This is a genomic window from Pseudomonas sp. (genome assembly GCF_036404235.1).
Lineage (GTDB): Bacteria > Pseudomonadota > Gammaproteobacteria > Pseudomonadales > Pseudomonadaceae > Aquipseudomonas.
This window is the reverse complement of record NZ_DASWOT010000043.1, coordinates 1-12,931: the sequence shown is the minus strand read 5'-3', so window position 1 is coordinate 12,931 and position 12,931 is coordinate 1. Positions and strand designations below refer to the sequence as shown.

At 58.4% G+C, this 12,931-nt stretch carries 9 protein-coding genes; 2 read left to right on the top strand and 7 right to left on the bottom strand.

The genetic code is table 11. From position 1 onward, the window contains the following. Positions 1-4,035 (bottom strand): hypothetical protein (locus tag VGC62_RS05515; protein ID WP_331186058.1); only part of this gene is annotated, 4,035 nt, incomplete at its 3' end. 276 nt (positions 4,036-4,311) lie between these two features. Here VGC62_RS05515 and VGC62_RS05510 point away from each other — a divergent pair. After that, complete coding sequence (locus VGC62_RS05510) at positions 4,312-4,662, top strand: hypothetical protein (RefSeq protein WP_331186057.1); 351 nt, start codon at positions 4,312-4,314, stop codon at positions 4,660-4,662. An 18-nt stretch (positions 4,663-4,680) separates the two neighbouring features. On the opposite strand, the gene VGC62_RS05505 is transcribed toward VGC62_RS05510, so the two are convergent. From VGC62_RS05505 to VGC62_RS05480, 6 genes are all read right to left on the bottom strand, one after another. Beyond that, on the bottom strand, positions 4,681-5,022 hold the full coding sequence (locus VGC62_RS05505; RefSeq protein ID WP_331186056.1) for a carboxymuconolactone decarboxylase family protein: 342 nt from the start codon (positions 5,020-5,022) through the stop codon (positions 4,681-4,683). Positions 5,023-5,283: 261 nt separating this feature from the next. Continuing rightward, positions 5,284-7,881, bottom strand: a complete 2,598-nt coding sequence (gene ligD / locus VGC62_RS05500) for a DNA ligase D (RefSeq protein WP_331186055.1) — start codon at positions 7,879-7,881, stop codon at positions 5,284-5,286. Positions 7,882-7,914: 33 nt separating this feature from the next. Continuing rightward, on the bottom strand, positions 7,915-8,829 hold the full coding sequence (locus VGC62_RS05495) for a Ku protein (protein WP_331186054.1): 915 nt from the start codon (positions 8,827-8,829) through the stop codon (positions 7,915-7,917). Between the two features lie 115 nt (positions 8,830-8,944). Next, positions 8,945-10,282, bottom strand: a complete 1,338-nt coding sequence (locus VGC62_RS05490) for an MFS transporter (RefSeq protein ID WP_331186053.1) — start codon at positions 10,280-10,282, stop codon at positions 8,945-8,947. Between the two features lie 104 nt (positions 10,283-10,386). Further along, the gene (locus VGC62_RS05485) at positions 10,387-11,325 is read right to left on the bottom strand and encodes a hydroxymethylglutaryl-CoA lyase (protein WP_331186052.1); all 939 of its coding nucleotides are present in this window, start codon (positions 11,323-11,325) and stop codon (positions 10,387-10,389) included. After that, positions 11,322-12,515: a CaiB/BaiF CoA-transferase family protein gene (locus VGC62_RS05480; RefSeq protein WP_331186051.1), complete on the bottom strand. Its 1,194-nt coding sequence runs from the start codon at positions 12,513-12,515 to the stop codon at positions 11,322-11,324. The genes VGC62_RS05485 and VGC62_RS05480 overlap by 4 nt, the downstream gene beginning before the upstream one ends. Positions 12,516-12,747: 232 nt before the next feature. On the opposite strand from VGC62_RS05480, the gene VGC62_RS05475 reads away from it, so the two are divergent. After that, the coding region (locus VGC62_RS05475) for a hypothetical protein (protein ID WP_331186050.1) at positions 12,748-12,931 on the top strand (184 nt) is incomplete at its 3' end.

Sequence of the window (12,931 nt, the reverse complement as noted above, 5' to 3'; positions counted from 1 at the left end):
GATTTTTTCCTCCTCATCCAACAGGTCGAACAACAGGCGGGCAATGTTCTGCCGGTCGCCGGACGCCCAAGGTCGTTCACGCACCAGCCGGTATTGTTCCGCCGCCCCCAGGTAATCGTTGATGTGCGCCCGATCACTTTCAACCGACACCCGCTCGAACCCTAGCGTGTCGGTATCGGTACCCGGAAACCGAGCCTTGTAGAAAACCCCATCGTCAGGCTCGATGAATATCCACTCTCCATCGGCAAGGCTCAAACGTGCTCCACGTAATGTACGCGCATCCTCGACACCGGCAGCAATCGCTCCCAGTTCGATGACAGGCACGGCTGAATGCAATGGGTCGGCATGAGCAGCAGCCACTTCGGCAGGCAGACCCAGTTGCCGATTTGGCGACAACCTGCCACTAATCAAGGGGCGGTAGACCAGGCGTTCAGGAAGCGAAAACTGTGCAAGCTCTTGCTCGGTCAATTCCCTGATACGGGCTGCTCCGATTCCAACCCCTTCGACAGTGGCCGGCGTCAAACCTGATTGCCAGGTGCAGAGCTTGCCCTCGTTGACCCAAACATCAATGTGCGCCGATGCTGAACGACCTGAAGAAGTACCCACCCGCTGGAGTCGCATCAATACGAATTCGCGGGCATCGAACGCCACGCTGACGTGCGGCCCCAAAGGCTGCGCGCCCGACGCCGGAGCCAGTGGTGGAGGCGGAGTCACCAGCTTGATGCCGCCAGCACAGGGTACCGGCAGCAAGTTGCGGCGTACTCGGCAGAGGTTTTCAACCTCTTGCATGTTGCCAGCCCTGGCTGACAAAGGCTCTATCGATCGCAGGCGCAGCGCCTTGTAAGAGGTCGTGGTGTCCAGGTGATAGACCTGCTCACCCACCAAGACATCAAAGACGCCCTCGTGTCTTTCGATAAAGAGCGGTTTGCAATCGGGTGCAACGTTGAGCACAAGCACACCTGCGTCGACAGATTTCAGCGGGAATACCGCAGAAGCAGTGGACGATAGGGACTCTGAAACAGACACTCGGGTCAGTTCAATGGGGTCGATGTCAGAGACGCGCGTCAGCCTGGCACCGAAGGCTTTGCCTGAATAAGGGTCTTGCAGACTGAATTCAGGAGCCTCTGCACTGCCAACGTCAATGATCGAAACACCGGGCAATCCATCCACCGTCGCGCTGCGCAATGGGCTGACCACCGCGGTTTCGTTGAAATCGTCAAGAATGCGATACACACCTTCATGGAACATCACGCCCTTGCCGGAATCACCGGTCCAGGTGAGCATCCTTCGCAGCGCCGGAACCAGCTCCAACAGTCCTTTCCAGCTTCCCAGCGATAACCGCATGCCCAACTTACCTAGATCAAACAGCCCGTAAGCTGCGGTCTGCTGCGCCAGGCCCAGTAATAATCGCCCCGTTGCTTCTCCCGCTTGGCTGGTAACCGACAGCACGCTCATTTCGCCCGCACGCATTGCAATTCGTGCAGTAGAAGACGCAAATTGCCCCATCGGCAGCAGCGCAAAAGCGACGTCCATGGCGCAGGCGATGATCACTCCGGCAGAACGATCCTCCTCGGCCAAATCCTTGATACAGCCGTAAAAAGGGATGACCAGACGGGCAACGACATCCGCGATGTGCTTTTCGGCCGCCCACGTGGCTTCCCAGTCAGTTTGATGCAGGTGTTCGTGTTCCAGCGCCTCAAGTGCCCCCTTCAGAAGATAGGTTGAGGCCAACTGCGCCAAGGCATGTAGCGCGACGGCGCCACCCTCGGCACGAAACGCCCGGCTTTCAGAGGTTATCAACCGACCGGGTAATGGATGATGCAATTGACGAGTCGAGCGCGAAACCGCGCCAGACAGATAGGCATCGCTGTCCATGGGCAGCAATGGCGTCAATGACGCTGTCACCACCTGTTGGCGGTTTTTTTCATGCCGGGCCACAGCGGCCCCAAGCGTCTCGCCCCCCTCACCGTAATCCGGTTGGGGATCGTAATTGAATGTCTGCGCAATCCTTGTGGCCATACCCGCCGCAGGAATCACCTGAAAGTAGTGCTCATGCGCTGCGCCTTGCATGCCAAACGCACCCGTTTGCTCACCTGCTCGACAACGAATGAAGAGACCGTAATCGCCCCCTTTTCCAGCAAAGGACACACGACTGATGTCGCTCGTACCGCTGCTGAGCGCTGCCTGATCAGCCACGGGCATCTCGATGAGCAAGCGGGCGATGATCGGCGTCTGCGCCTCGATCAGTTGATGCCGAAAGTCGGCAAAGGTGCGCGTGTATGCCCGGTCGACCGTCTCGACATCGGACCGATACACCTCGCCCATCATCACCAACTCCAGCAGTGTGGCCTGGCGCTTGCCCGTGACGGTGCCCAGGAAATGGTCCATGTCATAAGTATCGGCGATCTTCAGCCCGTACCTCTGCAGGATCGGCCAGTGGGTAATCTCGATACCCTGAGCCCATAACCAATGAGGTACATCGGCATCGGTCAGCAGTTTACGGGCCATTTTCTGGCGATCGGGCGGCTGCAGGCTCAGCAACTTATTGAGTTGTGCCGCATGGGCATCCTGCTGGCTCTTCAGATACAACAAAGCATCTCTGATGTGACCGGGCGTCGCACGACGCACATCATTGCCTTCAATAACGATGGCGCCATGGGCCATACCGTAGAGCAACGCTGGACGTATCAATGTTTTGCCGTGCAGCACCACGACAGCAGGATCAGTGGAACTGACCAGTCGCGCGCTGAGATTAATCAACTCATCGTAGCTCGCACTTGCGCTAGCCCCCGGCGAAAGCGCTTCGAGGAGCGCGACACTGTGCAGCAATGCCACGCTTTGCAGAGACCGGCCGTATTGCAGGTGATCGGGAACGCCCATGACCAACAATTCAGGCGCAGCATCCCTTAGCAGCAAGTACTGCAGCACGCAGACCATGGCAGGGGAAAATGCTGCGTGCCGACTGAGGATGTCAGTGCGCACCTGTTCAGCCAGTTGTGCATGGCTGAACTCAGTCGCTGCCCAGAGATTGAACCGATCAGCCATTGCCACAGGGTTAAGCGCTGTTGCGCCGAGCAAAAACTCCACCAGCGAGCGTGCGGCCAATGCCTGGGTTATACGCGGCGAAGTGAGCTCGTTATCCTTGGCGCCATACCAGTTCATACGGTCCAGCAATTGCAGTGTCCACTGCTGAAACTGCGCGGTTTGCGCCATGCCCAGCCACGTATCGCGGGCAGACAAGTGCAGCGTTGAATGATCTGGCCCAGTGAAGAACTCAAAACCAAGCCGTTTAAACACCTTCTGCGCGTCGACCTCACTCCACGCATCCAGTGCTGGGACATGCTCGACCAGTACGCGAGCGCAGGGTAACGAATCGACATCCATGCTTTGCGTCACCGCAAGCGGGGCCAGCAGCAGCGAGGCCAGGCGCAAGGCAATATTGGGGGTGAAGTTCGAGCGCTGCTCGCCAAGCGAGATAGCCAAGGACAAAACCTGGGCACCAGGCGCCTGGCGGGCGCTGGCAATCGCCTGATCAACCCATGTCAGCGCATCAGGATTTAGTGCATCGCGTGCCACCCTGACAAAAAGGGTAAGTTCTATCGTTGACGGATTGATTGCCAGACGGTGCTGCGGTTCAAGCAACAGCGTTTCAGCCCCTGGCGTATTGAGCAGGTAGTCGCCGATCGCGGTCCTGACCGCCGGATGGTCCAGTTGCGCTGACAACGAATGCATTAACGCTTCGTCCTGATACTCCCCCGCCGTCGGCAGCAAGCGGGTAATAATCGCAGCAAAGGTATCAAGGGCAGTGGCGGCCGGCGGTAGCACCTCTTCACTGCTCTCACCCGTGTGGTGCGGCACTTCGCGCGCCAGATCCAGGTCGTTCGACGTATCTACGGGTAACAAATCGTGAGCGCTGCTGTGTGGTGTCTCTGGCTGCGAATATAAATCGGGGTCACCGTTCAGCCCGTTAACAGCCAACTCTGTGAGAGGTTCGCGGTTAATACCGTCATGTAAATCATCGTGACTGAGTGACATTGTTGTTTTTCCTTTATCCCGGAAAGGCTCCGGGGAAAGGCAAAGGAATAGGCAATTGGCATGCGCATATAGATGCCGACACGGATTGAGGGCGTCGGCGGATTCTGAAGAACGTGTGGGAGCGGGAAATGGCCGAGCAGAAGTTCAAGCGCGCTGCTACTTTTCATAAGCCTTTCAATCGACAGCGGGCTCACTGACGCACTTGATCTTCGATCATTGGAACGCCTGACCACGACAGAGCGTCAGAGACTATGCACCCGCTCACGAGGAACCGTCATGAAAACACTGATCACCGTGGCAGAACTGGCTGACGCTAACCTCAGCCCCTTCAACGAAATATGGCTATCATCCGCATCCTCATTGACCGAACACAGGCCGAGCGAAGATCAGCTCTGCCTGTGGCGTGCCAACCAATTGGTCACTCATGACATGCTCAGCGAAGGCACTCATGGGCAAAATGTCACCTGTGTATGGCTGGTCGTCGATGACATCGACGACCAGGCTGGGATACTGGAAATAGAAGACGCCGTGCGCACGAAGTTGACCGAACAGGGGCTGGAGGGTGAGTTTTATCCGGCAGAACGCGGCGACAGCCACAACAGCGCCCCCGACAAATCTGACTACTGACCTTCGTCAGGCGCGTCCTTATTTCTTCAGTGCATCGTAGGCTTCCAGCGCATGCATCGAATAAATGTACGCCGCACCAGCGTTGAGCGAGATGGCGGTGGCCAGTGCGGCGGCCACTTCTTCACGGGTAGCACCGGCGGCAATGGCTGCTTCCGAGTGCGCGCCGATACAACCGTCGCAACGAGTGGTGATCGCCACGGCCAGGGAAATCAGTTCCCGAGTCTTGGCATCCAGCACGTTGTTCTCTGCTGCCGCATCGTCCAGGGTCATGTAGGCCTTGACCATTTTCGGGTTGGATTTTGAGAGGCCACCAAAAGACTTTTTGATGGTAACGACTAAATCTGACCAATTGCTGAACATGGGGTTATCTCCTGAAAGCGGCGACTGGGCTGCGCCGGGGTAAGTACAGTCGCTGCCAGCGGCAATGTACGAACTTGCGTGTTTGGCTCATTTTTTTGTTTGAAAGTTGCCTTTAAATACCCATGACACTCTCATCACTTTAGGGGCTGTCGGCCAAGTCGGTTCGCCCGTAGGCGTTGCCGAAGGCCGCGATGGGATTCATCTGGCACACCTCAATGACAGCCTTCGCGCCACTTCAGCGCCTACAAAGGCGGTGCTTGCTCAAGGCGCACTCGCGCCCAACTGCTTCCACATTTTTTGGGTAATTCGCTGCTTGTTCTTATACCCCGCCCACGGGTCTGCCTTGAGCTTGCGCAACCGCACCTGAAGGTTGGCGATGGTCCATTGCGCAGCAGAGTTCAGTGTCGGTAGCTCTTCACGGGTGATCGGTACCGACACCGGTAACCCCGCTCGCGCCCGCACCGAATAGGCAGTCACCGTGCTGGCGCCCCGGGTGTTGCGCAGGTAATCGATAAAGATCTTACCGACACGGTTTTTCGGGCCCATGGTGGCGGTGAAGCGCTCCGGCAGTTTGTCGGCCATGAACTGCGCAATGGCCTTGGCAAAGCCCTTGACCGTGTCCCAATCGGCACCACGCGCCAGTGGCACGATAATGTGAATGCCTTTGCCGCCGCTGGTCTTGATGAAAGCCTCAAGGCCCAGCTCATCCAATACCGCGAGGGTCATGCTGGTGGCTTCGATCATGCTGCGCCACGGCAACGCGGGGTCAGGGTCCAGATCGAGGACGAAATGGTCAGGCGTTTCAATCTTGTCGCTGGTTGCACCCCACGTGTGCAGCTCTATGGTGCCCATCTGCGCTGCGCCCACCAGCGCTTGAACCGTGTCGATCTCCATCAGCGCCGCATGGCCCGGATCAAGCTTGGGGTCCAGTTGCTTGATGTTGGGTATTGCCAGCCGCTCAGCGTGTTTCTGGAAAAACTGCTCGCCGTCGACGCCTTCCGGGCAGCGCAGCAACGCCACCGGACGATGCACCAGATGCGGCAGAATCCAGTCGGCAATCGACTCGTAGAACTGCGCCAGATCGATTTTTTGCAAACCACTGTGTGTGTCGATGACCCGCTCAGGGTGACTGATGATCACCCCCGCCACCTCAACGTTGCCCTTGCCCGCACGCTTGCTCGGTGGCGCTTTTTGATCCTTGGCGCCGCTTGCCTTGGGCTTGAAAGGCGCCTTCACATCCTTCGGTGTTTTGGGGTACTCATGCACCACCTCGCTGGCAGCCTTGTCGTTACGTAGCGCGATGAACGATGCGTGCCGGATGATGCCTTCGCGCGTCCATTCACCGAACTCAACTTCACCCACCAGTGTCGGCTCGACCCAATGCACACCTCGGGCCTGGGCACTGGTGAGTTTTTTGTCCAGCGGCGAGGTATCCCGCTCCAATGCGCTCAGTTGTTTGTGCATCTGGCCAAGCATTGTTTGATTGAATCCGGTACCAACCCGCCCCGCATACACCCACCCCGCGCCCTCTTCGTTGACGGCCAACAACAGCGCGCCAAAACCGGTTCGCGTGCCTTGCGGCCGGGTGTAACCGACGATCACGAATTCCTGACGCAACTTGCACTTGAGCTTGATCCAGTCCGGGCTGCGCTTTGACTCATAAAAACTGCCCGCACGCTTGCCGATCACCCCTTCGAGGGACAACGAGCAAGCGCTTTCGACGATGTCGCGATGATTGGCCGAGAAGGCATCAGAGAAGCGCAATAAACGACTGCGCTGTTTGCCAAGGAGCTTTTTCAGTACGGCGCGACGATCTTGCACCGGCGTTTGTCGCAAATCTTCGCCATCAAAGAACGGCACATCGAACAGGTAGTAAACAATGTCTTTGCTGCGGCCAATCTCAAACGCGTTTTGCAGCGCCTGAAAGTCCGGCAGCCCGGCGTCGTTGAGCATCACGACTTCGCCGTCCAGCCAGCCATCGCCTAACTTCATCGCTGTCAGGGCCTTGGCCTGCAATGGCAGACGCTCGGTCCAATCGTGGCCGTTGCGGGTGAACAAACGGACCTCGCCATCGAGAATGCGCGTCATGATGCGGTAGCCATCGAACTTGATTTCGTACAGCCACTCGCCTGCTGGCGGGCGGTCTACCAACGTGGCCAACTGCGGGGCGAGCTTTTCGGGGATCTGCGCTGTGCGCTTGGCTGGGGGCTTTTTACTGGCAGGCTTAGCGGTACTGGTTTTGGCAGGCGTTTTTGCAGGCGCGGCGTTGACCGACTTCTTTCTGCCATCCCCCACTGTCGTACCGCTGACCACGCTCTGGGGTTTGTCGGCGACGATGTCATACTCGTCCGCAGACCGCACCGCGTCGTCCTTTTCCTTGATCAGCAGCCATTGCTCCTTGTCGCCGCTGCCGCGCAAATGAGTGCGGACCAACGCCCAATCTCCCGTGAGCTTTTCGCCAATCAGGGTGAACTTGAGTTTGCCCGCCTTGTAGGCTTCTTGCGGATCGCCATGGGATTGCCAGACGCCGCGATCCCAGACGATGACATCGCCAGCGCCATACTGCCCCTCTGGAATACTGCCCTCAAAACTGCCATAGCCCAGGGGATGGTCTTCGACATGCACCGCCAGCCGTTTATTTTTCGGGTCCAGGCTCGGCCCTTTGGGCACCGCCCAGCTTTTCAACGTGCCATCCAGCTCAAGCCGAAAATCGTAATGCAGGTTGCGCGCATCATGCTTGTGGATGACAAAACTCAACGCGTGCGGGCCCCTGTCGCCGCGCTTGGCCTTGGACTCGGGGGGCTCGGAAGTGATGTCGAAATTGCGTTTGCGGGTGTACTCACTCACAGGCTTGGCCATGATCGATTAAACCTCTGCACCGGCTAACGCCGTTCAAGACGCCTTGGTGGCTTTTTTCCTGGCAGGTGTACGCCGTTTCGCAGGCATTGCCTCCTCTGCGGCGGCGCTCGTGCCCTTGCTGGCAGGCCGGGATTTGCTGGACGCTTTGGCCACACCGCCTTTGCCGCCCAGACTGCGTTTGAGCAGCTCGGTCAAGTCGATGACATCGGCAGACGTGCGCTCGGCCTCCCCTGCATCGGTTTCCACGTCTTCGATCTTGCCTTCCCGAGCCTTGGTCTCGACCAATGCCATGATCTGCTCCTGAAACGTGTCGCGGTACTCGTCGGGCTGCCAATCGGCGCTCATGTCTTCGACCAGCCGTTTGGCCATGTTGAGCTCACTTTTGCTCAACGTAGCCTGGGTGACATCCTTGGTCAGCTCAAGCGTGTCCAGGCTGCGCACTTCAGAAGGCCAGCGCAGCAAGACCAACACGATAGCCGAATCCAGCGGCATCACCGCAGCCAGGTGCTGACTGGTGCGGATCACCACATGGGCCAGCGCGACCTTATTGGTGTCGATCAGCGTCTGGCGCAACAGCGCATAGACCTTCTCCCCGCGCTTGTCGGGCGCAAGAAAGTACGGTGTGTCGATGTTCTGTAACGGAATCTGCGAGCGGTCGACAAACGCGAAAATGTCGATGGTCTGGGTCGATCTGGGGTGAGCCGAACGGATCTCCTCCTCGCTGATGACCACGTAACGGCCCTTCTCGTACTGCACGCCTTTGACGATGTTGTCCTTGTTGATCTCCTTGCCGGTGACTTTATTGACCCGTTTGTAACCGACCGGGTCCATGCTGCGCTTGTCCAGCCAGTCAAAGTCCACGCCTTGCTGTGAGGTCGCCGATACCAGCGCCACCGGAATATGCACCAGCCCAAAACTGATCGCGCCTTTCCAGATTGCCCGAGCCATTGCCTTATTCCCTGAGGATGTGTCTAGAAGTGACCGGGGCAGCAGGGGAAAAGTTTCGGTGGGGTGATGGGAGTATGGGGAGCGCTTGTTGCGCGCGATGCCGCCCTCGACATGATCAATCGTCGTGCTTATCCAGCGTCCGCAACTTCGCAGGCAACGCCCACATCAACAGCGCCGCCGCCAGCAGGCTCGATACACCGATGACATACAGCGCCGGGGTCGTGCTGCCGGTAAGGTCTTTGATGCTGCCAACCATCACCGGACTGACGATGCCGCCGAACTGGCCCAGGGTGTTGATCAACGCGATACCCCCAGCAGCACCGGCGCCAGCGCCTGCCAGCAGTTTGGGCGGCAGGGTCCAGAAGGCGGGAATCGAGGCGACAATACCGGCGCCGAGCATCGCCAATGCAACGATCAGGAACACCGTGTGCTGGGCGAAAATACCGGCGCTGAAAAAACCAATCGCGCCCAACACCACCAAACCGCAGACGAACTTGCGACGTTCGCCTGTGGCATCCGACAAGCGCCCGACCACAACCATGCTGATTGCGCCAAAGATGTAGGGAATGGCAGTCAGCAGGCCAATAACCACCGGACTTTCGGTACCCGCACTGCGAATTAGCTGAGGTGCCCAAAAGTTCAGGCCATAGGACGCGACCTGGATCAGGAAGTAAATCAGGCCGAGCATCAGGAAGCCGGGCATCTTCAACGCTGTCAGTAATGAGCCGCCGTGTTTGTGCGGTTCATGATGGGCAATTCGACTCGCCAGGTAGGTCTTTTCCTCACCTGTCAGCCAATGCGCATCGGTGACTTTGTCCTTGAGCACTTTCAAGACCAAAAAGCCTAGAGCAACACACGGAATACCACCCAGCAGGAACAACCAGTGCCAGCCACGCATATGCATCACACCGTCCATATGCCCAAGCACCAAGCCAGACACCGGCGCACCAATGAGCCCTGCAAACGCCGAGGCCAGGAACAGCGTCGAGGTGATGCGGCCTCGGTAGGTCTGCGGAAACCACAGCGTCAGGTAAAACAGCACGCCCGGTGCGAAACCGGCTTCCATCGCACCGATGATGAAGCGCAGCGTGTAGAACTGCCATTCGCTGTTGACGAACACCATCAAGGCAGTCGCGATGCCCCAGGACATCATGATCCGGGCGATCCAGCGTCGGGCACCGACCTTGTACAGCATGATGTTGCTGGGTACTTCGAACAGCACATAACCGACCACGAACAGGCCAGCCCCCAACCCATAAGCGGTGTCGCTCAGGCTCAAGTCGCTCTGCAATTGGAACTTGGCGAAACTGATATTGATGCGGTCGAAGAACGCGAACAGGTAGCAGACCATGATCAGCGGCATGATGCGCCACGCGACCTTACGGATCAGCGCTTTTTCGGCGCTTATAACTTCGGTGACGCTACTGTCCGGGTTTAGAGCGGAAATAGTCATTGCGGTTTCTCCAGCCGGGCTCCCCACAGGGGCCTGTTTGTTTTTGTGGTCTGGTCGGGCGCTCGCGCGCCCTTGCTGAGGCGTGTTGCGATGCAGCGAAATGCTCAGACCGGCAAGTTGTCCGGTGCTGGATGCAGGTCGCAATTGCGCCCCGCCTTGGCGACCTGGCCGGGCATTTCATGGCCCAGCAGAGCCGGCAAACGACGGGACAGGGTCAGCAGATGTGGTAAATCGATACCGGTATCGATGCCCATTTCCTGGCACATATTCACCAGGTCTTCGGTGCAGATATTTCCCGATGCACCCGGCGCGAACGGGCAACCGCCCAAGCCGCCCAGCGACGCATCGAAACGCCGGGCGCCGGCCTCATAAGCTGCGAGTACGTTGCTCAAGCCCAAGCCACGCGTGTTGTGAAAATGCAGGGTCAGGGCCGATGCGGGAAGACGCGTCAACACGCGTTGCACCAGGCGATAAACCTGGCGTGGATTGGCCATGCCGGTGGTGTCGGCCAGGCTGATACCGTGCAGGCCCAGTTCCAGATAGGCGTCGACGATCTGCAACACGCGGTCTTCGTCGATCTTGCCCTCGAACGGACAACCGAAAGTGGTGGCGATCGAACCGTTGAGACTCAACGTCGTGCCCTGTGCCAACGCCACCACATCGCCGAACGCCGCCAGCGATTGCTCGCAACGCATGCGCATGTTCGCCAGGTTGTGCGTCTGGCTGGCCGACATCACCAGATTCAGCTCATCGGCGCCGGCATCCAGGGCGCGCTGGGCGCCTTTTAGGTTCGGAATCAGCGCGACGTAGATCACCCCCGATTGCCGATGAATGCCACGAAACACTTCGTCGCCATCGCGCAAGGCAGGAATCGCCTTGGGCGAGACGAATGAGCCTGCTTCGATACGGGAAAATCCTGCCAGCGACAGCTGATCGATCAGCGCAATCTTGTCGGCGGTTTCGACCCACTTCGGTTCGATTTGCAGGCCGTCACGTGGCGCAACTTCCTGGACGATCAAGCGCTCGGAAAAGTCAGTGATCATTGCACCACCCCATCTTTTTTCAGGCGTTCGATATCGGAAACGCTCAGGCCCAGGCTGTCCAGCACGCTGTCGGTATGCTGCCCCAGACTCGGCCCCTGCCAGTTCACTTCACCGGGAGTTTGCGAAAGTTTTGGCACGATGCCCGGCATCTTCACCTTGGCGCCGCCCGGCAATTGAGCATCGAGGATCATGCCCCGCGCCTGGTAATGCGGATCAGCGACGATATCGGCAACGTTGTAGATACGCCCAGCAGGTACTTCGGCCTGTTCCAGCGCTTGCAAAACCTGCGTAATCGGCAGGCTGGAGGACCAGGCGCTGATCGCCTCATCCAGCATATTGCTCTGCGCAGCGCGACCATCGTTGTGCGCAAACTCGGGGTTTTCGCCCAGATCGTTACGGCCAATTACGTTCATCAAGCGCTTGAAAATCGGGTCGCTGTTACCCGCGATGACTACGTAAGCGCCGTCGCCGGTCGGGTAAGTGTTGGAAGGCGCAATGCCAGGCAGCGCACCACCACTGCGTTCGCGCACATGACCGAGCATGTCGTATTCCGGGACCAGGCTTTCCATGACATTGAACACACTTTCGGCCAGTGAGACATCGACGATCTGGCCGTCGCCCTGCCCGGTTTTCACCCGGAGCAACGCCATCAATGCGCCCATCACCGCGTGCATCGAGGCCAGCGAGTCTCCTAGGCTGACGCCGACGCGGGCTGGCGGCGAACCCGGCGTGCCTGTAGTGTAACGAATGCCCCCCATGGCCTCGCCGATAGCGCCGAAACCCGGACGATCACGATAAGGACCAGACTGGCCGTAGCCAGAAATACGCACCAGTGTCAGCTTTGGGTTCAGTGCATGCAGGACATCCCAGCCCAGGCCGAGCTTTTCCAGCGCACCCGGACGCAGGTTTTCAATCAGCACGTCGGTGCTCTCGGCCAACTGCTTGACGATGGCAATGCCTTCGGGGGATTTGAGATTCAGTGCGAGGGATTTTTTATTGCGCGATTGCAGGTACCACCAGAGCGAGGTGCCCTCGTGGAGTTTTCGCCATTTACGAAGAGGGTCTCCCTGCCCCATCGATTCGATCTTGATCACTTCGGCGCCGAACTCGGCCATCAGCCGGGCCGCGAAAGGCGCGGCGATGAGCGTGCCGATTTCAATCACCCGAATGCCGTTCAAGGGGCCAGTCATGGGTCGTACCTCAGTCTTTCTTGGAATTTGGGCCAAGACTAGAGGACGACGCGCAGAACAATCCAACCTTCAGTTGGCAATAGTCGTTCGCCAAACGCGAATGAACGCCCCCCTCCGTAGATACTCTGTTCCCGGTCAAGCTTTCAACTGGTTTTTTTTGCCGAAAAGCGTGGCCGTATCAAATGCTTCACATGTCTTCAATGTGGCGGGTGATCCGCTGGAGGAGCGCGGCTTGTCCCGCGATCTGGCGCGCAGCGGCAGTAAATCCGATGTACGCGGTCTACCTGTCACACTGCATGAGCAGGTTTTACGACGGGTTCCCCGCCGGTCGCGGGACAAGCCCGACTCCTACATTTTGGGGCGCACTTCACACCGCGTTGGTTGCCTCGCCAACAAGTTGGCTCCTACAGAAATCG

What these genes read in the sequence shown, in the direction of transcription:
- VGC62_RS05485 (WP_331186052.1), bottom strand. Translation starts at nt 11,325, where the DNA reads ATGATCACTGACTTTTCCGAGCGCTTGATCGTCCAGGAAGTTGCGCCA.
- VGC62_RS05480 (WP_331186051.1), bottom strand. Translation starts at nt 12,515, where the DNA reads ATGACTGGCCCCTTGAACGGCATTCGGGTGATTGAAATCGGCACGCTC.
- ligD (WP_331186055.1), bottom strand. Translation starts at nt 7,881, where the DNA reads ATGGCCAAGCCTGTGAGTGAGTACACCCGCAAACGCAATTTCGACATC.
- VGC62_RS05510 (WP_331186057.1), top strand. Translation starts at nt 4,312, where the DNA reads ATGAAAACACTGATCACCGTGGCAGAACTGGCTGACGCTAACCTCAGC.
- VGC62_RS05495 (WP_331186054.1), bottom strand. Translation starts at nt 8,829, where the DNA reads ATGGCTCGGGCAATCTGGAAAGGCGCGATCAGTTTTGGGCTGGTGCAT.
- VGC62_RS05490 (WP_331186053.1), bottom strand. Translation starts at nt 10,282, where the DNA reads ATGACTATTTCCGCTCTAAACCCGGACAGTAGCGTCACCGAAGTTATA.
- VGC62_RS05505 (WP_331186056.1), bottom strand. Translation starts at nt 5,022, where the DNA reads ATGTTCAGCAATTGGTCAGATTTAGTCGTTACCATCAAAAAGTCTTTT.